This window comes from Desulfuromonas acetexigens (genome assembly GCF_900111775.1).
GTDB classification, from domain to species: domain Bacteria; phylum Desulfobacterota; class Desulfuromonadia; order Desulfuromonadales; family Trichloromonadaceae; genus Trichloromonas; species Trichloromonas acetexigens.
Genome location: NZ_FOJJ01000039.1, coordinates 1 through 20,554, shown reverse-complemented (window position 1 = coordinate 20,554; position 20,554 = coordinate 1). Strand labels below are relative to the sequence as shown.

Annotated in this window: 18 protein-coding genes; 6 read left to right on the top strand and 12 right to left on the bottom strand. The window is 59.9% G+C overall.

The window, feature by feature from the left end; all coding sequences use genetic code 11:
• Positions 1-77: 77 nt before the first annotated feature.
• The 12 genes from extS to BQ4888_RS14730 form a co-directional block, all read right to left on the bottom strand.
• Positions 78-896, bottom strand: a complete 819-nt coding sequence (gene extS, locus BQ4888_RS14785; RefSeq protein WP_092058049.1) for a selenite/tellurite reduction operon c-type cytochrome lipoprotein ExtS — start codon at positions 894-896, stop codon at positions 78-80.
• Positions 872-1,285 (bottom strand): selenite/tellurite reduction operon b-type cytochrome membrane protein ExtQ, encoded by a 414-nt coding sequence (extQ, locus tag BQ4888_RS14780; protein WP_092058048.1) that lies wholly within the window; start codon positions 1,283-1,285, stop codon positions 872-874. The genes extS and extQ overlap by 25 nt, the downstream gene beginning before the upstream one ends.
• Entirely contained in the window at positions 1,282-1,917 is a 636-nt protein-coding gene (locus BQ4888_RS14775; protein ID WP_092058047.1) for a cytochrome b N-terminal domain-containing protein, read from the bottom strand. The genes extQ and BQ4888_RS14775 overlap by 4 nt, the downstream gene beginning before the upstream one ends.
• Positions 1,914-2,306: a QcrA and Rieske domain-containing protein gene (locus BQ4888_RS14770; protein WP_092058046.1), complete on the bottom strand. Its 393-nt coding sequence runs from the start codon at positions 2,304-2,306 to the stop codon at positions 1,914-1,916. Before BQ4888_RS14770 ends, BQ4888_RS14775 begins: the two co-directional genes overlap by 4 nt.
• Positions 2,261-3,514, bottom strand: coding sequence for a selenite/tellurite reduction operon b-type cytochrome iron-sulfur cluster-binding subunit ExtO (gene extO / locus BQ4888_RS14765; RefSeq protein ID WP_092058045.1), 1,254 nt, complete (start codon positions 3,512-3,514; stop codon positions 2,261-2,263). The genes BQ4888_RS14770 and extO overlap by 46 nt, the downstream gene beginning before the upstream one ends.
• Positions 3,450-5,297, bottom strand: coding sequence for a selenite/tellurite reduction operon c-type cytochrome ExtM (extM, locus tag BQ4888_RS14760; protein WP_092058044.1), 1,848 nt, complete (start codon positions 5,295-5,297; stop codon positions 3,450-3,452). Before extM ends, extO begins: the two co-directional genes overlap by 65 nt.
• Positions 5,239-5,463, bottom strand: coding sequence for a hypothetical protein (locus BQ4888_RS17430; RefSeq protein ID WP_140396679.1), 225 nt, complete (start codon positions 5,461-5,463; stop codon positions 5,239-5,241). Before BQ4888_RS17430 ends, extM begins: the two co-directional genes overlap by 59 nt.
• A gap of 245 nt (positions 5,464-5,708) precedes the next feature.
• A complete protein-coding gene (extKL, locus tag BQ4888_RS14750) occupies positions 5,709-7,046 on the bottom strand; it encodes a multiheme c-type cytochrome (seleno)protein ExtKL (protein WP_248595822.1) in 1,338 nt (445 codons plus the stop codon).
• Positions 7,047-7,186: 140 nt separating this feature from the next.
• Positions 7,187-7,417 (bottom strand): selenite/tellurite reduction operon protein ExtJ, encoded by a 231-nt coding sequence (gene extJ / locus BQ4888_RS14745; protein ID WP_092058041.1) that lies wholly within the window; start codon positions 7,415-7,417, stop codon positions 7,187-7,189.
• 70 nt (positions 7,418-7,487) lie between these two features.
• Positions 7,488-8,714: a selenite/tellurite reduction operon porin ExtI gene (gene extI, locus BQ4888_RS14740; protein WP_420841966.1), complete on the bottom strand. Its 1,227-nt coding sequence runs from the start codon at positions 8,712-8,714 to the stop codon at positions 7,488-7,490.
• 47 nt (positions 8,715-8,761) lie between these two features.
• Positions 8,762-10,180, bottom strand: coding sequence for a selenite/tellurite reduction operon rhodanese-like protein ExtH (extH, locus tag BQ4888_RS14735; protein ID WP_092058039.1), 1,419 nt, complete (start codon positions 10,178-10,180; stop codon positions 8,762-8,764).
• A gap of 742 nt (positions 10,181-10,922) precedes the next feature.
• Positions 10,923-11,507: a TetR/AcrR family transcriptional regulator gene (locus BQ4888_RS14730; RefSeq protein ID WP_092058038.1), complete on the bottom strand. Its 585-nt coding sequence runs from the start codon at positions 11,505-11,507 to the stop codon at positions 10,923-10,925.
• A gap of 648 nt (positions 11,508-12,155) precedes the next feature.
• On the opposite strand from BQ4888_RS14730, the gene BQ4888_RS14725 reads away from it, so the two are divergent.
• The 6 genes from BQ4888_RS14725 to BQ4888_RS14700 all read left to right on the top strand — a co-directional run bounded on the left by BQ4888_RS14725 (position 12,156) and on the right by BQ4888_RS14700 (position 20,343).
• On the top strand, positions 12,156-13,151 hold the full coding sequence (locus tag BQ4888_RS14725) for a TAXI family TRAP transporter solute-binding subunit (protein ID WP_092058037.1): 996 nt from the start codon (positions 12,156-12,158) through the stop codon (positions 13,149-13,151).
• A gap of 247 nt (positions 13,152-13,398) precedes the next feature.
• Positions 13,399-15,807, top strand: coding sequence for a TRAP transporter fused permease subunit (locus BQ4888_RS14720; protein ID WP_092058036.1), 2,409 nt, complete (start codon positions 13,399-13,401; stop codon positions 15,805-15,807).
• Positions 15,808-15,851: 44 nt separating this feature from the next.
• Positions 15,852-16,298 carry a universal stress protein gene (locus tag BQ4888_RS14715; RefSeq protein ID WP_170232896.1) on the top strand — a complete coding sequence of 149 codons (447 nt, stop codon included), beginning with the start codon at positions 15,852-15,854 and terminating at the stop codon, positions 16,296-16,298.
• 46 nt (positions 16,299-16,344) lie between these two features.
• A complete protein-coding gene (locus tag BQ4888_RS14710; protein ID WP_092058034.1) occupies positions 16,345-18,627 on the top strand; it encodes a PAS domain S-box protein in 2,283 nt (760 codons plus the stop codon).
• Positions 18,617-19,597 carry a GGDEF domain-containing protein gene (locus BQ4888_RS14705; protein ID WP_092058033.1) on the top strand — a complete coding sequence of 327 codons (981 nt, stop codon included), beginning with the start codon at positions 18,617-18,619 and terminating at the stop codon, positions 19,595-19,597. The genes BQ4888_RS14710 and BQ4888_RS14705 overlap by 11 nt, the downstream gene beginning before the upstream one ends.
• A gap of 14 nt (positions 19,598-19,611) precedes the next feature.
• Positions 19,612-20,343: a cobalamin B12-binding domain-containing protein gene (locus BQ4888_RS14700; RefSeq protein WP_170232895.1), complete on the top strand. Its 732-nt coding sequence runs from the start codon at positions 19,612-19,614 to the stop codon at positions 20,341-20,343.
• Positions 20,344-20,554 lie beyond the last annotated feature (211 nt).

Genomic DNA, 20,554 nt, shown 5'->3' with positions numbered 1-20,554 from the left:
TACAATATTGGTACCAATTCCCGGCCCGGGGCGCATGTTCATTGATTAATTTTTACATAAAGGAAGTGGAAATAATTTCAGGGCAGAGTCGGTTCTGGCGGAATGGTGCTCACATCCTCGGCGATGACGTCCAGCAGCTTCCGGTAGTCCTCTTCCTTCAAGGGCACCGGCGCCATCCGCGTCAAGGCTCGGGTTTGGCGGGGATTATCCAGATATTTCTTGAGGTTGTCGCGGTTGAAGGGTTCGTTTTCACGATATTCGACGGGGAAGAAAGGGGTCAGCAGACCGGAGAGATTCGGGGCATAATCTGACGACCCCAGCCCTCCGGCGGCGGCGGTGAGTACCCGATGGCAGCTGCCGCAATGCTTGACGAAAGGATTTTCTTCAGCTGTCCCTTCGACTTCGAAATGAACGATGCGGGGAAGTTCATCCTCGACGGATTTTCCGTCCTTGCCGGCAGCAAAGAGGGCGTTGATCACTTCATCGAGGTGCGGCTCGGACCAGTGGAAATCGGGCATAAAGAGGACGGGGCGGCGTATCGACTCGGCCAGTTCCTGTGGCGTACTGGTCTGCACGCTCCGGTCGAGATCGGTCGCCAGACGGTTGCCGCGCCCGCCGATGACATGGCAGCGGCGGCAGCCGGTCTCGTCGATGCGCTTGCCGCCGCGCTCCACCAGACCGCTGTCCGGCATCCGAAAATGGGAATAACGGGCGGGAATCAGGCCGAAATGGGCAATCTCGAGACGGCTGGAGCGAGGATCACCACGATGGCAGTCGCGGCAGCCCCCCAGCTCGGCATAGTGTACGGCGTGGCAGGAGAGGCAGCGCGGCTCGGCAGCGAGGACGGCGCCGGGAATCAGCCAGCAGAGTATCAGAAGGGCCAGACGAGCGACCAATTCTCCCCCCGAAAGACCAGGGCCACCAACGTCAGGGCCAGGATTGTCAAAAAAACCAAAAGAGTCAAAACATTGACCAGTCGCTGCTCTCGGGGAAACCAGCGGGCTCGCCGCACCGCCGGCAGCCCCGGCAGCCAGGGGAGCAGGGCGTAAACGACGGCCAGGGCGACGATGAGGTAGACCCAGGCGTTGCCGTAACTCACCAGCTCCTGCATCCAGAGCAGAAACCAGGCCGACTTGGAGGGATTGGGCACGCGCCCGAGATCGGCCGCTTCCTCCAGCGGCGCCGGCAGCAGCGCCGCCAGCAGGAGCACAGCCAGCGTCCCGAGGGCGAAAGCCCATTTGATCAGGCGGAAAAAATGCGGAGAACTCTTGAGATACTCGCTCATAGGTAGGGCAAAATCCCCTTGTCCCGACGAATCCGGTAGAAGTGGAGAACGATCAGCACCCCCATGGCCAGAGGGAGGACGACGATGTGCAGGGCATAGAAACGCAGCAACGAGAGACTGCCACCGATGCCGTCGGGGAGGAGGAAATCCTTGACCAGAGTGCCGCCGGGGATCGTGCCGAGCAGCTCCATGCCGGTCTGGGTCGCCCACAGGGCGAGCTGGTCCATGGGGAGCAGGTAGCCGGTGTAGCCGTCGAAGATGGCCAGGCCGAGCAGAGCGAAACCGATCAGCCAGTTGAGCTGACGGGGCGGGCGGTAGGCCCCGGTAAGCAGCACCCGCAAGCTATGCAGGAAAAGCAGGATCAGGAAAAGGTGCGAGGCCATGCGATGCAATGAACGCAGGTATTTCCCCCCCGGCACCTGTTCCTCCAGAAAGAGGATGGAGCTGAAGGCCCCGGCCGTCGTCGGCTGGTAGTAGAAGAGGAGCAGCACTCCACTGACGAGGAGCAGCAGAAAGACGGTCAGGGCCAGCCCGCCGAGACAGAAGGTGTAGGTCAGGCGCAGATTTTCCCCCCGCACCACCCGGGGAAAGAGATGGGCGACAAACTCGCCGGCAAGACCCCGTTTCTTCATCCCGTCACCACCCAGCGTTCGCCCTCGATCCGCACTTCCAGACGGCGCAAGGGGCGTTCCGCCGGCCCTTGCAGCACTGTGCCCTGGCGGTCGAAACGGCTGCCATGGCAGGGGCAGACCATTTCCGTCGGCGTCACCGTCACCGTGCAGCCGAGATGGGTACAGGTCAGGTCGAGGGCGTAGAAGTCCTCTTCCTCCCGCACCAACGCCACCCGCGCCTGGCGGTAGACCAGGGCGCCGTGGGGGGGGACCTCCTGCCGGGGCACATCGAGCCGCGCCGGCGTCTGGGGCAGGCGCGGCTTGAAGAAGCGCGCCAAGAGGCCCAGGCCGCCGAGGCCGAGGATCAGGGAGAGGAGGAATTTTCGACGCTTTCGGCCAGTTGCTTCCATTTTTCCACGTAAGCCTTCACATAATTTGCATCGCGGCGACTCAGCCGCTCGTAACGGACCTGGTCGACAAAGGCGCCGTTGACCACTTTCTGCCCCGCCTGGTTCCAGAAGGAGACCAGCCCGAGGCCGTCCTTATCGGGCAGATAGACCCGGTCTTCGGGCTTTTCCAGCAGGAAACGGGCCGGCCGGTCGTGACAGGCGTCGCACAGGGGTGTGCCGCGCTGCACCGTGTGCGGGAAGAAGGCCTTCCACTCGGCGGCCAGCTGCCGGTTTTCTTCGCCCTTGGTCGTCTCGCCGTCGATTTCACTGAAATAGGCGAGAAACTGGGGGCGGATGGGGCTGACCAGCCCCCGTTCGTTGAGCCCCAGCGGGGGCAGGTCCTGCAAGCGCAGATAGGCGCTGCGCAGGTAGTCGGGGGCGGTCTGGTCCTTGCGCAAGCGGAAATATTCGGGGATGACCCCGTTGGTAAAGCGGATGAAGAAGGTGCCGTACTCCTGAGCCGCCCAGCCGCTGTGGCAGGCGTAACATTCCAGCTTTTCGAGATGGGCGGCGATGCCGTGTTCGATGATCGCCGGGTCCGGCTCGTGGCAGTCGCGGCAGCCGACGTCCGCGCGCTTTCCGTCGGCCAGCCCGGCCATGCCGTGACAGTCGCCGCAGACCATCCCGGCCTGGGCGTGGACATCGGGACTCATCTTCAGATAGTGCTCGCCACCGTAGCCCGGCCCCCGCTGGTAGCGCTCGGCGTCTTCCCGGGGGGCGTAACCGTAGTAATCGGCCCCGACATAGTAGCCGCGATGGCAGGTGTGGCAATCCTCTTTTTCCGGTCGGGCGATGGCATGGCCGTCCAGCCCGTGACAGTCGAGACAGTCGCGCACATGACAGGAGCCGCAGTTCTTGCCGTAAAAATCCGCATCGGCCCGCCCCCAGGAGCGCTCGACGAAGGCCCGCTCGGCTTGGCGCGTCGCCATCGACCCGTGCAACACGCCGAGCGTCCCCTCGTGGCACTGCTGACAGCGCAAGGCCATCCCCAGGGAGGCCAGCTCGACGGCACGCTGCTCCGGCCCGCCGCCGTGACAGTCGGCGCAGGCCAGGGCGGCGTGGACGCCCTGGGTGGCTTCCCGGTGGCAGAGGCCGCAGGAAGTTTCAGCGGCCGGCGCCGGCAGGACGCTCAGCAGGAGCAGGGCGAGAAAGGCAACGATCGAGAGCACGATAATCGAGTTCCTTCTGGTAGATGGGGTCCTTCGGTTCAAAATGGCAGACCAGACACTGGTTCACCGCCCAGGTGCGACGGATCTCCTCGCTGTTCAGCGGCCGGGAATTCTCCCGGGTGATGGCGGAGAAGGCCCGCACCTCGCCGTCACGCAGGGTGAGAAAACCATCCAGGGGCTTGTCGGCGGAATGTTCGCAGATCAGCGTGGCGCGTAGCGAATCCCCTTCCAGCACATGCTGGCCGAAGCCGGCGAAGGCAGGGTTGGTGTGGCAGTTGGAGCAACTCACCGCTTTCTTGCCGGTGTTGTGGCCGAAGAAGGGGGCGAAACGCAACTGCTCCTGGCCCTTGAACTTGGCGACGTATTCATCCTTCACCCGCTCCCCCTGGCGGTCGATGACCGTTACGAAGGTCTGACAGCCAGGGGTCACCGGGGAGATCTTCCCGCGCTGGTTGAGGGCCAGGGGGAAGGGGTAGAGCATGCGGTAATCCTCCGCTTCATCGAAGGTACCCGGGGTTTCCCGCCCTTTGATGAAATCCATCGATTTGCCGCGCTGGTCATATTCGGTATGGCAGCCGTAGCACTGGGCGACGCTGTGGGAATGGCAGGCGTAACATTCAAGTCGTTCGTGGCCGACGATGGTGTGTTCCGGAGTGCCGGTGATGACCTTGCTCTCGTGACGCTGGCCGTCACGCTTGTCCACCACCCAGACCTTTCCCTCTTCCAGAAAGACGTTGGAATACTTGCGCCCCTTGGCGGTCAGCACCAGCTCGTCGCCGAGCACCACCTGTCGTTTGTACGAACGGGACTCCCGCACCGCCTCGTCGTTCTCCCGGCTCACCTTCTCGCTGCGGGGGCGCTCCTTGGCGCCGCCGTGACAGTCTTCACAGGCGATCTCGGTCTGCAGGTACATATTCTCGTAGGCGTAGCCGTCCCCCATGATGTCCCGTGAGGTGTGGCAGTCGATACACTCCATCCCCTTTTCGTGATGGATATCGGGGGGGATGGAAGTGGCGTTGCGCACGCCGCTGATCAGCTTCGGTCCGGGATAGACCCCCTCGGTGGGAACCAGACTGTTATTGCCGTCGTTCATCCCCTGATAAGCCAAGGCGATGCGCCCGCTGCGGTTGTGACAGCGGAAACAGACCTCGTTGTCGGGCAGGGCGGCCATGGCGTGGGTCTTGGAATAAGGCCACTTGCCCTTGACCGTCGGATCGTCCCCCTCGTAGGTGCCGTTGTCGTTGTAGGGGAAGTGACAGGCGGTACAGCCGGCGCCGTGGCTGCCGGTCCAGACCTGGTTCGATTCGAGGGCAACGTGACAGAGGGAGCAGAACTTGCGGTAAAGCTCGCCGGATAGATGATCGAGGGCCGTCACCGGTTCCAGTTTCAGCGCCGTGCCGTCGGCGGCGAAGGTTTCCAGGCCCTGTGCGGCGTAGAGCCTGCCATCCTCCCCTTCCCAGGTGAGCTGGATGTTCTTGATCATGCCGGTGGCGGTGGTCATCAGGTTCGACCGCACCCGGCTCAACTGATAGGCGTGACAGCGACCGCAGGTCTTGTCCCAGACCTGGGGATGTCCGGGATTCTTCTTACCCAACATCCCACGATGGGAGACCTCCTTATCCTCCGCCACCGCGTCACCGCCATGACAGGCCACACAGTCGCCATGGGTCGGCGAGGCGAGTTCCAGCCCCTGGTGACATTTGACGCAAGTCGAGGTTTCGGTTTCAAAGAAACCGCAGCCGGCGAAGAGCAGGAGAAATATAAGAAGCGGCGAAAGACGCATAAAAACCGTTGGCAAATAATGATTTATCGTAGGGGCGCAGCATGCTGCGCCCTGTTACAATCAAAACGCCTGTCACCGACAACGAGACCGATTCCGGCCAGGCGTAGGGGCGCAGCATGCTGCGCCCTTTGTTACGTTCAACCCCGAAGGAACCTGGGCGCAGCATGCTGCGCCCCTACCTCATGCCATCGGTTACGAAACCCGGGCGACTCATGGGTCGCCCCTACCACAAAATTCGATTAGACAGGTGCATAAAATGGCGATCCGGCCTGTGGCGCCAACCGCCTTTTCATCCTCGCCATACTAACGGACTTCTCCCCTCTGCCGCCAGTAAAAAAGGCCGGTGGAACCCTGTGAGAGGGGTCCACCGGCCACGCGAAGTACGCCAGATCAGGAGTTAAATAATTTGTTCTACAGCTTTACTTCCACGGTTTCGCTGTACTCTTTCCAGAGGAAAGGATCGCTATCCCGGTTGCCGTAAGGCAGATACCAGAGTTCCACCTTGAGATCGACCTTGGAGCTGGTCATCCCCTCTTCATTCGGCAGCAGGACTTCAAAATGTTCATGATGCTCCCTGCCGGGGTGAAGAGCCGTATCGGCAACCAGACCGCTCTTTTCATAAGGACCGCGACCCATTTTGTTGGTGCGGGCGAATTGCTGGGGAACGGGCATGTACAACCGCTCGTCGTTGAAAATTTCGTCGCCTTCTTCATCTGTTGCAATTACCGACAGAACCAGTCGGTTGGGGGTCGGTCAGCCATCAGGGATGCCGTGACCCGCTCTATTGGTCATCGACACGTCAACCATCAGCTTCGGACGAACGGTACGACCATCCAGCCAGGACATCGGCCGGGCATTTACATGCCATTCCACGGCCTTGTCGGTCATGACTTTCGAGCGGTAACTCTGGATGTCATGGCCCAGACCGCCTTCACGCATGTGGCATTCCTGGCAGGTTTTGTCGCCGCCGCCGGGGATGTAAGAAAAGAGGTAGCTGCCGTAACCGGTAGCGCACTGGGTCGGGTTATCAAGTTCCAGATTGGGACCGAGACCGTGACACTGACCACACTGAATCGCCTCGCCCATGATGTGGCTGGTCTTCATGATCGGAGTATCGGGATCGTCGTGGGCGCCGTCACTGGAGCCGTAAACCACGCCGGCCTGGGGATAGCCGTCGGTCCACTTGTGGACGATGGCGTTGCGGTTATGGCAGACCATGCAGTTGATGTTGAGCTTGAGCAGCAGGTCTTTTTTCTCCTGGAAGGTCTCGGAGTCGCCTCTTTTGTTGGCGTCCATGAGGTCATAGATAACCCCGACAAACTCCTTGGCGACTTCGTCGGTGGCATCGGCCATCTGCGGCAGATGACACTTGGTGCAGCCCATCAGGTGTTCGACTTCGACATCCTTGGGATCGGTCACGCCCGAGTAGGCCCAGGACAAAAAGCCGTTGGTGAACGCGGTCTTGAAGGTCGCGGCCACACGGCCGGTGCCGTAAACCGACTTGGCATGGGCGGAATTGGCCCATTCGTTGTGGGTGTCCTCGTGACATTCGATACACGAGGAGGAATCGTACATGGCGATCAGTTCTTCAAGGGTCGTTGCCTTGCCCTTTTTGGCGGCAATGGTACCATCCTTGCCGATACCGGCGGCCTGCGCCGGATCGAGAGCTCCGCTGAAAAGAATCAGCGAAAACCCCGCCAAAACCGTCGCCGCGATAGAAAGAACATTCGATCTTTTCTTCGTCGGCATAATGTTGAAATCCTCTCCTATCTCCCATTGAACTGTGAGGAGTGAGGGGTGAGGCGACAAGCAGAACCATCAACCCACATCAACACAGTTAAAAAGATGGGGCCGGCGACGGGCGCCGGCCCCGGGGTCAAACAGGCTGATTAGCAGCCTTGCAGCATGTCATTGCCTTTTTTCGGAGCTTTTTCGGCTTTGACGTCGAGTTTAACGTCAGCGCCGACAGCAATGTCAGCGGCCTTGCCTTTTTCCACTTCGATGGTGACGACGTCGCCGTCGACGGCGGTCACTTTGCCTTTGCAGTCTTTGGCAAGGGCCAAACCGGAGACGGATACAACCATCATCATGGCGGCGGCCAGAACAATAAGCTTCTTCATGATACATACTCCTCTCGTTACGGGTTGTGTTCTGCCGGCTCAACAGCGAGCCGGAAGCTGTGAAACTAAATTAGAAAATAACCTGAAGTTGCGCGGTGACGGTGGTGAAGTCTTCGGTATTGTAGGTTTTACCACCAAAAACCTTCTTACCTTCTTTATCAAAGTCGGCCTGAGACAGTTCCATGGTCAGCTTGAGATCCTGGCCGCGGAAGTAGTAGTTGAAACCACCGCCGTACCAGTCGACTTCTTGGTCATAGAAACCGTTGTAGTTAGACAAAGACCAGCTTTCGCTACGGGCAAAGAACTGCAGGGGCAGATTCGGCAGCATGTAACCTATCTTAACATAACCACCGTTCTTTTCGCCATTGATACCCATAATGCCGGTATCATAGAGATCAGCCAGATTGTCATTTTTATAGGCATCATCCAGGTCGTAGTCGGCATAGGCGCCGGAAACCGTGAAAGTACCTACCCCATCAACCGGATACTCGAAGAAGAGATCTGCAGTCCAAGCCTTGTAGTCAACGGACTCTGAGCCAATGCCGGCTGCAGTGTAGTTGCTGTAAGCCACGTCCTTTTCCATCTGGTAAGCACCACCGATGGTCAGAACCTTTTTCTCGCCCAGATACGTACCCTTGTAGCCGTGGCCGTTCTCGGGATCGAGCAGGGTGACGTGGGCGCGGGCGCCGTAGCGGAAGGCCGAATCCGGTGCCGAGGCGGAATCGTTGCGGCCGTTCATGGCGTCGAGGCGATACTGGAACTTCTGATCGAAGAGGTTACCCCACAGGGTCACGCCCTTGTCGCGGGTGCCTTCGTCAACCAGCGGAGCCCGGATCAACAGCGAGCGGTCGAGGGTCAGCGGCATTTCGCAGGCTTCGAGGTTTTCACGGGTGAAGCTGTACTTGTACTTACCGAGCCAGAAGTTGACGGCGTCGTTGTACTTGAAGCGCATGACCGCGTCGAGCAACTGGAAGTCCTCATTGTCGCCATCGGTCACATTGAAGCCGGTGATATTGTTGTCTTCGTTGAACTCGGTCTGCACATACAGGCCGAAATGCTTACCGTAAGCGCCCATCAGGGCGACGCGGTTACGGCGGAAGTTGAACTCGCTGACGCTTTCGTCATCGTCAGAACCGCCACCGGTATCCCGGTGATTAAGCTGGAACTGGCCCTTGTATTCGAGCTTTAGAGCTCCCTGATCTTCAGGGCCGAAGGTCCAGGTCGGCCCGGCGAAAGCCGGGGTCGCCAGCAGGACCGTACCTACGCAGGCGGTCAGTAATTTACGAAATTCCACGATAAAGACTCCTTTGCAGAGAAGTTAATGTTCAATAAACAGGCGCTGAATTAGCAACCGCCGCCAGCGCCACCCGAGACAGGACCCGTGGCGCCGCTACCGGCAGGCGGGGTCTCGATGTATTCCCGGTCTTCGTTTTCGATCTGATTAGCGGCAGGGTCCGCAGGACCATTGGTGTTATAAAGGACGCTTGTGTTAATTGTTACAGATTCAATATCCGTGAGGCTCAAAGTGTAATCTGCGTTGTTCACTGTTTTTACGAACCCAACATTATACACGGGACCTGGAACTGGCGAATTCATTGGGCCACTGATAGTAAACTGGTCCACTGCCCATTTCGATCTCTCACCTGTCAGGGTAGTAGGTATTTTTCCATTAGTAGAAGTATTAAGAGTCGAGTAGAGACCCCACTGCCCCCAGCTCCCATCATAAACGTAAGCCGGTGAATCGAGGATAGCATCGAGTGCAAAAAACAATGTTGTACAGCTTATACCTGCTCGACATGCTGTCACAGTCGGCAGCCCTTGGCGCCATCCGACATTCTGATCTTCAAACAATGCACGAATAGCCTCGGGGGTTTTAAAGCGATAGTTATTATTCGCATTATAAAGGGAGCCTTGGGCTAAAGGTTTACTGTTGCGGATACGGCCCTCAAAGACAACCCATTTGCCAGCCTGATTCAAGGATGTTGTGAAATTTTTTGCGGTAGCAGTGGCATGAGCCTCACCTAAAGCGTCCAGATGAAGCATGGTCCCATCTTGCAATGCGGGGTAAACCTCAGTGATCATCTCGCCGATGGAATAACGCAAGTCGTCACACAGGGTACCTAGGTTACGAACACTGAATGTCGATGGTGTAGGATTTCCAGTAAGCACATCGGTTAATGCGTATCCAGCACCCCAACCTTGCGCAGCAACATGGGCATCCCAAGCTTGATTACCACCATCAAGCACCTTTAGCTTAGCTTTGGGGAAACCCCAGTAGCGAAAAACGAAATAAGCCCTAGTTGCCTGATACATATTGGTACCACCAGCTGTAGTTATGACAATAGTGGTGTTTTGATCGATACCAAGGCGCTCAATAACTGCATCCATCATGGCCCCTGTCGCGACCATCGAGCCAGAAACGGCTAAGCCCTCAAGGCGGCTTGCTGTCAATTCTGTTGAATGTACCTTCAATGCACCCGGTATGTGCATAGCCGTGTTATCGGAAGCGTAATCCAGAATGACGACCTTGCCGTCGAAACTGTCGGCGGCATTGACCTTGCCGGCATCCATCCAGCTCTTCAGAGTCTCGGGCTCGATCAGAACATTGGTTGCCACCCCGGGAATCGCCGGGTTGGTAACCGTTGTGGGCTCGTCATAGCTCGACCCACCCCCGCCGCCGCAACCGCCCAGCAGCAGAGCCGTCGCCGCGATGGCGAGCAGCGCATACCTGAGATTCTTCATTTCCGAAAAAATCCGTTTCATGCTCTCTCCTTGCTCCTTGTGAATAAGTGGCGTTCCATTGCGTGAACTATCGCACTTCCGGTCAAATGACGACCGGGGTGCGGCATTTCACCTCCTCCAACCTCTTGAAGTCGCTCATCGCAACCTCCCACATCCTCATCAAAATCAGACCGGCAGGCTTAAGACGACACCAGTTTATCAGGCTTTTTATGAGTTTCCAGAAAACGAAGACGCAATTTTGTATTCAATTCGCAACCGGACACACGTCGGCAAATGCAGCAAGGAGCATGCCCAATGTCAACACAACCGGTCTTAAATAACTCACATCACATGACGCACAAAAAGGGATTTCTTGCGGGAAGAAACAGGAAAGTGACGAAAGTACGGCAGTTTACGAGAGGATCATGAGACCAAATAAACGCCAAGCGAGGGAGAGAATAAAAAAGCGAGAAAGTGCGGAAGTTAGTGCCGCTTTATTGAGTGTCGCCAACCTGTGCGTCGTGATTTTGACAGAAATTACTTTTCGTGGTTTTTGCCTGTCAAAAGGCGGACACCCACTGCGCGATTTAGCCCATCCCCTCGGCGACTAAGAACAACTCATCAATATAACTCTTTTTTATACTGCCAATATTCGTCTCCGGGGCCGGGAGAGGCGCTCCTTAGGTGAGGCTTTAATGTTTACAGGGATGAAGGGGATGGAGGGGATAAAACATGCAGGGGCGCAGCATGCTGCGCCCTTACCTCGTGATGATGATCGCCGCCCTCAACTCAGCACCGCCCAGAGCGCGTGATCGAGAATGGCGTCGGCGATGGTCGAGGGGGAGGAGTCGATGACCCCCTGATAGCAGAGCTCGATGCTGCGCAACAGCACCCCGGTGAAGGCGGCGGAAGCTACCAGCGGGATGGTTCCGCGCAACACTCCTTCGGCCATCCCCTGGCGCACCCGCTCCTGCACCCAGCGAAAAGGGGCCGAGGAGCAGATCGGCGGGCAGGCGCTGAGAAATTCGCCGTGATTGAGAAAGAGCATGTAGCGCATCATCTCCGGGTCGCTCTCGGCGATGTCGATAATCAACTGCCCAAAGGCGCGCAACTGGGAAACGACGTCCGTCTGCCCAACCAGCCGTTCTTCGAGCCGCTCCTGGAAATCCCCCAGGGTCTGTTCATAGATGGTGCGGGCCAGCTCTTCTTTGTTGCCGAAATGATGATAGATGGCCCCGGTGCTGACCTTTGATGCGGCGACCAGCATCGGGATGGAAACCCGATGAAAACCGTGCTCGACGAAAAGGCGCCGGGCCTCGGTCAAAACCGTGTCGACCTTCAATTGCGGATCGATCTTGCGTGCGCGCATTGTCCCTTCCCCCAATATCCGTACAATTTTTCGGGGATTCCGGCCGAGGGAAAACCCTGAACCTCTTTTCTAACCCCGTCGCCCCCTTCGCGGCAACAGAAGAATTGCCGGCGATGCGCCGCCGGACGACGGTGGCATAACCCGGGCGACGCATGCGTCGCCCCTAAGAAAAAATGGAATTCCCGTTGCATTACGAATGGTTACCTGTAGGGGCGCAGCATGCTGCGCCCTGTTACAATCGAAACGCCCACCACCAATAACCGGACATCGTCCGTTCGGGCGTAGGGGCGACCCATGGGTCGCCCTTGGCACGGTCAACCGGGATGGAACATGGACGCACGCCCTTGTTACGGTCGACCCCTGTGGGGCCTGGGCGCAGCATGCTGCGCCCCTACCTCGTACAGCGACGCATGCGTCGCCCCTACCTTCTGGCGGCTGTTTTTCACCCCTTGCGGCGGTTTTTGGCCGCCACGTTAGGGGGAAATAAGAGATTAATTTTTCGTCTTCCTCTTGAAATCGCTGATTTTGCGGTACAATTTTTAACCGTCGGTCGTCGTTCATAAACCTGGCATCGCCCTTGCTTAGATCTTGCCCGTGTTTTTTAGAATGACGTTCTACATTTAATCCCTCACTAAAGGAGAACCCCGCATGAGCCGAATGAAGCGTATTTTCGCCCTCGCAGGCTGCCTCGCCTGCGCCGCCCTGATGGCCCTTCCCGCTGGCGCCCTCGCGGCCAAAACCCGCCTCGCCTTTTCCGGCGGCCCCGACGGCGGCACCTTTCAGTACTTCTCCAATGCCATCTCCAGCCGTCTCTCGAAACAACTGCCCGATGTCGAAGTTTCGAACATGGCCTCGGCCGGTTCGGTGGAAAACCTGCGCCGGGTCAATAGCGGCGACGCCGACTTCGGCGTGGTCTATGCCGGCGACCTCTTCCTCGGCACCACCGGGCAGCTGACCAACGATCCGAAGAAGTACACCAACGTCCTCTCCCTGGCTTACCTCTACGGAGCCCCCGCGCACCTGGTGGTGCTCGCCGACAGCGGTATCGAGTCGGTCAAGGCCCTCGAAGGCAAGCGCGTCGCCGTCGGCCCCGCCGGTTCCGGCGCCGCCGCCAGCGCCCAACGCTACTTCACCGCCCTGGGGCTGTGGGACAAAATGAACGTCGAGTATATCGGCTACAGCGAAGCGGCTTCTTCCATCGGCGACAAGAAGATCGACGCCATGTGGGTCTTCGCCGGCTTCCCCAACTCTTCGGTCATCCAGGCAGCGGCGAGCAACAAGATCAAACTGCTGAGCCTGGTTGAAGATGCCAAAGCTTCGAGCTTCTTCACCGACAACCCGTACTATGCCGAAGTGACCATCCCCGCCGGGACCTATAGCGGGGTTGACTACGACGTGCAGACGGTTCAGGATTCCACCATCTGGGTCGCCGGCAAGCATGTCAAAGAAGACGTGGCCTACAACTCTCTGAAAGAGATCTTCTCCCCCGAGGGCCTGACCTTCATGGTCGGCGTCACCAAGGCCGCCGCGGCGATGAAGGTCGAGGACGGCAACTACGGCATCGTCACCCCGCTGCACACCGCCGCCGCCAAATTCTGGCAGGAAAAAGGCCTGACCCTGACCGACGCGCAGCTGGCGAAGTAAAACTGTGAAGAGTGAGGGGAAGAACTGCGAGGAGTGAGGAGTAAGGGGTGAAGGGAAAAAAAAGAATTTTTTCAACTCCTCACTCTTCACGCCTCACACCTCACCGATCTTCTCGCCTCACCCCTCACTCCTCACCGATTCAATAAGTTCACCAAAGCGGGGCCTTGTGCCCCGCTTTGCCTGTCAACCGGCCGGTTCGTCTTATTGCGAACGGGCTTTTTAACCCTAAGCAGATGTGGAGCGCCCGATGTCCGAAGAGTTGGATGATATCCAGGATCTGGATCCGGAAGAGAAGAAAAAACTCAAAGCGTTAATGGAGAAGGACGCCAAATCCTTCCGCACCCCTACCGGGTTCTGGCACTGGGTCACCGCCCTGCTCGGGGCGTTCATGGTGCTCTTCTATTTTTACGCGGCCGGGGTCGCCACGGTCGGCACCCAGTATCATCTGGGGCTGTACGTCTTTGTCACCTATGTGCTGGTCTTTCTGCTCTATCCGTCAGGCGGTCCCGTCACCCGGGGGGTGCTGGGCGTGCTGATCGGCGCGATCATCAGCTGCCTGATCGCCTGCCTCTTCTTCTATCCCGATGTGGCGACCTTTCACGCGCGTCTGCTGGAAGTCGGGGATGCGGGCCTTGGTTCCGCCCTGGCCCTGTGGCCGCTGGGCGTCGGCAGCGTCGCTATCGCCGTCGGGCTCTTTTTCTGTGACGGCTGGATCATGCGGCGCTGGCGCCAGGTTCCGACCCTGAGCGACATCCTCTTCGCCTGCGCCGCCGGGGGCGCGGTCTTTTACTGGATCAGCCAGTTCGAGGCGCTGAATTATCGGGCCGGAGCGGAAAACGAGTTGGACGGGCTGATCAGCATCGCCGGCATCCTCCTGTCGATGGAAGTCTGCCGGCGGGTGCTCGGCTGGTCGATGACCCTGATCGGTGCCATTATGCTCGCCTTCGCCTACTTCGGCCCGCACCTGCCGGAGATCCTGGCGCACCGGGGTTTCGGTATCGAGCGCATGGCCACCTCCCTCTTTCTCACCACCAACGGCGTCTTCGGGGTCATGGCCAATGTTCTCGCCACCTACGTCATCCTCTTCATCTTTTTCGGCGCCTTTCTGCAGAAATCCGGGGCCGGACGCTTCTTCATCGACCTGCCCCTCTCCCTGGCCGGAAAGAGCACCGGCGGCCCGGCCAAGGTTGCGGTCATCGCTTCGGCCCTCTTCGGCTCGGTTTCGGGAAGCGCCATCGCCAACACCGTTTCGACCGGTGCCTTCACCATCCCGCTGATGAAGCGGGCCGGTTTCAAGCCCCACGTCGCCGGGGCGATCGAGCCCGCCGCCTCCATCGGCGGCATGTTCCTGCCGCCGATCATGGGCGCCGGGGGCTTCCTCATGGCCGAATTGACCGGCCTGCCCTATTCCTACATCATGATGATCTCGGTCGGACCGGCGCTGCTCTACTTCTTCTCGGTCTTCTGCATGATCCACTTCGAGGCGGCCAAGCTTGGCCTGAAAGGGGTGGATGAGGAGTTGCCCCCCTGGCGCACGGTGCTGAAGAACGACTGGTATTTTGCCATCCCCCTGGTGCTGATGACCATTCTCATGATCATGGGGCGCTCCCCCGGCTTCTCGGCCTTCTGGTCGACCATCTCCTGCATCGCCATCAGCTGGGTGAAAAAAGAGACGCGCATGGGTCCCAAAGAGATCTGGGAAGCGATTCTCACCGGCGCTCGCAACACCCTGATCATCGGCGCCACCGTCGGCGTTATCGGCGTCATCGTCGGCATCATCTCGCTGACCGGCATGGGCCTCAAGTTCTCGGACATCATCATTACCATGGCCGGGAACAGCCTGATTCTGGCTCTGATTCTCATCACCCTGGCCTCCCTCGTCCTCGGCATGGGCGTGCCGGTCACCGCCGCCTACCTGATCGTCGCCGTCCTCGCCGTTCCCGCCCTCGGCAATTTCGGGGTGCCGGTGGTCTGCGCGCACATGATCGTCTACTGGCTGAGCCAGGACTCCAACATCACGCCACCGGTCTGCGTCGCGGCTTACGCCGGCGCGGCCATCGCCGGCGCCGACCCTTGGAAGACCGGCTGGACCTCCTTCAAGTTCGCCAAGCTCCTTTACGTCATGCCGGTGCTCTTCGCTTTCACCCCGTCGATCCTCTTTCAGGGCAAGCTCAATGAAGTCAAGGTGCCGGAACTGGAAAACGGCGCCCCCTTTGCCACCGTGCTGAAGATCGAGGTCAAAGAGGGCGGTGAATACCAGCCCGACGATCTGGTCGCCGTCCTGCTCGCCGGCGACCAGACCATCGAACTTCGGGCGAAAAAGAACGCCAAGGTCACGCAGGTCGTCAAGACCCCCGGCGCCATGGTCAACCCCGGCGAGGTGCTGGTAAAGGGAGAGATCAGCCCGACGCCGATCCGCATCATCATGAGCTTCGTTTCAGCGACTCTCGGCACCATTGCCTTTTCGTCGCTGACCATGTTCTACTGGATTCGCCGGACGTCCATCCTCGAATGGCTGATCCTCGCTCCGGCCACGGTTCTGCTCTACTGGCCGACCATCAGCACCGACATCATCGGCATCGGCCTGGTGGGAATGGTCTGGTTCATGCAGTGGACCAAGAACCGGCGCGACCGGATGGTAGCCGCTCCCGCTTGAACACGGACAAGCGAACAATGAAACTTCAGCGAAACGAGGCTGTCATGAAAAGCATCACCAAGATTCTCTACGCCACCGACTTCTCGGAAAGCTCGCTCCCCGCCGCCGAATACGCCCTGCTGCTGGCGCGACTGGCCGGGGCCGAACTGCACGTGCTGCACGTTCTCGGCGAGTTCACCGACCGCCGCAAGACGATGATTCAGCCTGAATCCATGGCCCTGCTGGAGCGGGAAGTGGAAATCCAGTCGCTCAAGGCGATGGAGGACTTCTGCAGGGAGCACTTCGCCGCTACCGTCCCCTACACCAACGCCGTCGTGATGGGCATCCCCTTCCAGGAAATCATCCGCCAGGCCAAGGAAGTCAACGCCGACCTCATCGTCGTCGGCACCCACGGCCGCACTGGCCTGGAACACGTCATGGTCGGCAGCACCGCCGAACGCCTGGTGCGCCGCTCGACCGTGCCGGTGCTGACGGTACGTGGGAAGGACTGATGCCGTAAAAGACCTCCCCCCTTCAGCGGAAAGGTAGAGTACGGCGATGACCGAACCTTCCAGCGACAGGCCGACCACCCCCCCGGAAGCGCAAGCGACCGGGGCTGGGCAATTTGCCGACTCCTTTGTCCTGATCGTTGTTTGCTGGAGCCTACTCATATGCCTCCTGGCCGGCTGGGACTACTATCAGGCCCGCCAGTCGGCGCTGAACAACGCCCGCACCGCCGCCCGTCACAGTTACGCCAAGGATCTCACCTTCCGCAAGTGGGCGACCGGCCACGGCGGCATATACGCCCCCGTTTCCCCCCGCAATCCGCCCAACGCCAACCTCGCCCATGTACCCGAGCGGGACATCGAAACCCCCTCGGGGCGCCCCCTGACCCTGATCAACCCCGCCTACATGCTGCGCCAGATCCACGAACTGGCCGACGACACCTTCGGCACCCGCGCCCACATCACCAGCCTGCGGCCGATTCGCCCGGGCAATGCCCCCGATCCCTGGGAAATCGCCACGCTCGAAGCCTTCGAGCGCGGCGAAAGCGAGCGCTCGGCGTTGCAAAGCATCGACGGTGACCCCTACCTGCGTCTGATGCGGCCGATGATCGTCGATGTCGGCTGTCTCAAGTGCCATGCCGCCCAGGGCTACCAGGTGGACGACATCCGCGGCGGCATCAGCGTTGCCATCCCCTGGGCCCCCTACCGGGCGGAGTTGCGCACCTATCTCCTTTTCCACCTCATCGGCTATGGCGGGCTCTGGTCCCTGGGGATGCTCGGCATCGGCCTCAGCCGAAGGCGTCTGCAAAACCATCTGGCCGAACGTCATCAGGCCGAAGTCCGGCTGCGCCAGAGCGAGGCCCGCTATCACAGCCTCTTCGCCAACCACCATTCGGTCATGCTGCTCGTCGACCCCGAAACGCTCAACATCATCGACGCCAACCCCGCCGCTCAAGACTATTACGGCTACTCCCCGGAAGAACTGCGGGGCATGCCCCTTGCCAACCTCAACACCCTGCCCCCGGACGCGATCCGCGCTGAAATGGAGAAGGCCCGACAGCTGCGGCGCAACCATTTCGAATTCCTCCACCGCCTGGCTGGCGGCGAGGTTCGGGAGGTCGAGGTCTTTTCCGGTCCCGTCGAGTTCGACGGTCGGGTCTACATGTATTCCATCATTCACGACATCACCCCCCGCAAAGAGGCGGAGGCCCGGCTCGGGCACTGGCACGAGCTGATGAACTACATCATCGAACACGATCCCAACGCCATCGCCGTCCTGGATCGAAACCTCCAATTTCTTTTTGTCAGTGACCGCTTCCTGAACGATTACAGGGTCAAGCACCGGGATATTATTGGCAAGCACCATTACGAAATCTTCCCCGAGATTCCCGAAAAATGGCGCGAAGTTCATCGCCGGGCTCTGGCCGGGGAGGTGCTCGGCGCCGAGGACGAGCCTTTCGAGCGGGACGACGGCCGGGTCGATTATGTGCGCTGGCAGTGCCGCCCCTGGCATGAACGGGATGGGAGCATTGGCGGCATCGTCCTCTATACCGAGGTGATCACTCCCCGCAAAGAAGCGGAAATCGCCCTTGAACAGAAGGCACGGGAACTGGAAGAACGCAGCGGCGAACTAGAGCGCTTCAACTACACCGTTTCCCACGACCTCAAGAGCCCGCTGGTCACGGTCAAGGCCTTTCTCGGCTTTCTCGAGCAGGACATCGCCTCGGACAACGCGGAGCGGATTGAGACGGACATCGCCCACATGCGCGGGGCAGCGGAAAAAATGGGCATACTGCTCGACGAACTGCTGGAAATGTCGCGCATCGGGCGACTCGTCAATCCGCCGGAAGAAATCGCCTTCGACCAGCTGCTGCAAGAAGTCCTCTCGCTGATGGCCGGCCCCCTGGCCGAGAAAGAAGTGGGGATCGAAAGGGATGAGCAGGGGCCGAAGCTCTTCGGTGACCGTCCGCGCCTGCTGGAGATCTGGCAGAATCTGATCGAAAACGCCGTCAAGTACATGGGAGATCAGGGCGCACCTCGAATTCGGCTGGGCGTGGAGGAGACGGGAGGCGAGATCGTTTTTTTCGTGCGCGACAACGGGATGGGGATCGATCCCCGCTACCGGGAGAAAATTTTCGGTCTTTTCGAAAAGCTCGACGCCAAGAGTGAAGGCAGCGGCCTGGGTCTTGCACTGGTGAAGCGGATTGTCGAACTTTACGGCGGCCGCATCTGGGTCGAATCGGAAGGCGCGGGAAAAGGCAGCTGCTTCCGCTTCACCCTCCCCGGCGCACTGCATCGCCAACTACCTGACGGACTGAAACGCGATGAAACCTGAAGACGCTTCCTTGAATCAGCTGGCCGATTTTCTCCTCGGCAGCGACCTTCTTTTCTGCGCGCTCCTCGACCGGGAGGGGATCATCCGCGCCCACAGCCCCGGGGTGCCGCGCCTGCTGCACCTGGGCGGTGACGACTGCCGCAACCGGCCCCTCGCCGCCCATCTGACCGAAGCCGACGGCGCGCAACTGCGGCGACGGTTGGTGGGCGGGGACGATGAGCGCGGCGAGGAGTTTCTGCTCAATCTGCACAGCCCTCTGCAGGGGGCGACGACACTGCGCTGCCATCTGGTCCGCCACCCTCGGGGCGTTCTTTTCGTCGCCGAAAATCCCGCCGCCAAAACCGCTGCCTTCGCCGACGAACTCTTGCAGCTGAACAATCAGCTGGCCGTATTGAGCCGGGAAAACACCCGCAAGAACCGCGAGTTGCAAGAGCGCAACCGGCAATTGCTCGAAGCCTATCGCACCATTCAGGAACTCGCCCTGAAAGATCCCCTGACCGGTGCCGCCAACCGCCGGGCCTTCAATGAGCGGCTGCGCTTCGAGGCGGAGCGGGGAGCACGGATGAAGTCGCCGTTGGTGCTGGTGATGCTTGACCTCGATCACTTCAAGAAGGTCAACGACGACTACGGCCACGAAACGGGGGATGAGGTTCTGGTCGCGGTCACGGCCGCCTTGATAAAGAGCGTGCGCCCTTACGACCTTGTCGCCCGCGTCGGCGGTGAGGAAATCGCCCTGCTGCTGCCGGGAACCGATCTGGATAAAGGCGTCGAAATCGCCGAACGCCTGCGCCGGGAAGTGGCGGAACTGGCCATCGACGGCTATCCAAAACAGATCACCGCCAGCTTCGGCGTCGCCTTGCTGCCGCCGGGGAGCAACCCGGACAGTCTCATGTCCCGCGCCGACGCCGCCCTCTATCGCGCCAAGGACGGCGGCCGCAATCGGGTGGAGCGGGAAAGTCCACCGCAATGAGCCCAAGAGACCCCATGCCGGAAATCTCCCTCGCCGCCGGAAGCGAATTTGCCGCCCTGACCGCCGAGAAAACGGAAGGCAAAAGGGAGACGAACGATCCCCTGGCCCTCAGTCGCCGGCTCTTTCTGCAGGCGATTCTCGCCGGTCGCCGCGAGGCCGCCGTCGACATCGTCCTTGAGGCCCACAACGCGGGGCACGATCTGCGCGATCTCTATGTGGAGATTTTCCAGAAAGCGCTCTACGAGGTCGGCCGCCTCTGGGAAGCCAACCGCATCACTGTCGCCGACGAACACATGGCCACGGCCATCACCCAATATGTGGTGGCGCGAGTCTACGAGCGGTTGCCCGTCGCCAGGGAACGCCGGGGGCGAGCGGTCATCACCGGCGTCCAGGGGGAACTGCATCAGGTGGGGTCCAACATGGTCGCCGATCTGCTCGAAGCGGACGGCTGGGACGTGCGCTTTCTCGGCACCGACATGCCCCTGGACGACATCCTCAAAACGGCCCGCGACCACCAGGCCGATCTCCTCGGCATCTCCGCCACCATGCTCTTCAACCTGCCCCAGGTTATCCAACTGGTCGAACGGACGCGGACCGAACTCGGCTCCGCCGCGCCCCGCATCATCCTCGGCGGCGGCGCCTTCCGCCTGCTTCCCGAACTCCCCGCCGAACTCAAGGTCGACGCCGTCGCCACCGAGCTGCGGCAGGGGGTGGAGCTGGCGAGAAGTTTAGGGAAATTAGCGTGAAAGCGATTTCACCACAGAGAGCACCGAGCACACCGAGGAAAAGCGAAGAGTTGACTTCGTGAACCCGATAAAGCTTTGTTTTTGTGTAACTATTCAGCAGGGCAGTGAAAAAAGTTCTTGACACGGTTTTTCAGCAAAAAGCTGAAATCGGGGGTGCGTTGGCCTAGCTCCATGAAAGGCACGGTGCAGGCCTCTTCGCTGGGCCTGGTGC

What these genes read in the sequence shown, in the direction of transcription:
- extH (WP_092058039.1), bottom strand. Translation starts at nt 10,180, where the DNA reads ATGAAACGGATTTTTTCGGAAATGAAGAATCTCAGGTATGCGCTGCTC.
- extQ (WP_092058048.1), bottom strand. Translation starts at nt 1,285, where the DNA reads ATGAGCGAGTATCTCAAGAGTTCTCCGCATTTTTTCCGCCTGATCAAA.
- BQ4888_RS17430 (WP_140396679.1), bottom strand. Translation starts at nt 5,463, where the DNA reads ATGCTGCGCCCAGGTTCCTTCGGGGTTGAACGTAACAAAGGGCGCAGC.
- BQ4888_RS14730 (WP_092058038.1), bottom strand. Translation starts at nt 11,507, where the DNA reads ATGCGCGCACGCAAGATCGATCCGCAATTGAAGGTCGACACGGTTTTG.
- BQ4888_RS14725 (WP_092058037.1), top strand. Translation starts at nt 12,156, where the DNA reads ATGAGCCGAATGAAGCGTATTTTCGCCCTCGCAGGCTGCCTCGCCTGC.
- extJ (WP_092058041.1), bottom strand. Translation starts at nt 7,417, where the DNA reads ATGAAGAAGCTTATTGTTCTGGCCGCCGCCATGATGATGGTTGTATCC.
- BQ4888_RS14705 (WP_092058033.1), top strand. Translation starts at nt 18,617, where the DNA reads ATGAAACCTGAAGACGCTTCCTTGAATCAGCTGGCCGATTTTCTCCTC.
- BQ4888_RS14700 (WP_170232895.1), top strand. Translation starts at nt 19,612, where the DNA reads ATGCCGGAAATCTCCCTCGCCGCCGGAAGCGAATTTGCCGCCCTGACC.
- BQ4888_RS14775 (WP_092058047.1), bottom strand. Translation starts at nt 1,917, where the DNA reads ATGAAGAAACGGGGTCTTGCCGGCGAGTTTGTCGCCCATCTCTTTCCC.
- extM (WP_092058044.1), bottom strand. Translation starts at nt 5,297, where the DNA reads ATGCGTCTTTCGCCGCTTCTTATATTTCTCCTGCTCTTCGCCGGCTGC.
- BQ4888_RS14715 (WP_170232896.1), top strand. Translation starts at nt 15,852, where the DNA reads ATGAAAAGCATCACCAAGATTCTCTACGCCACCGACTTCTCGGAAAGC.
- BQ4888_RS14770 (WP_092058046.1), bottom strand. Translation starts at nt 2,306, where the DNA reads ATGGAAGCAACTGGCCGAAAGCGTCGAAAATTCCTCCTCTCCCTGATC.
- BQ4888_RS14720 (WP_092058036.1), top strand. Translation starts at nt 13,399, where the DNA reads ATGTCCGAAGAGTTGGATGATATCCAGGATCTGGATCCGGAAGAGAAG.
- BQ4888_RS14710 (WP_092058034.1), top strand. Translation starts at nt 16,345, where the DNA reads ATGACCGAACCTTCCAGCGACAGGCCGACCACCCCCCCGGAAGCGCAA.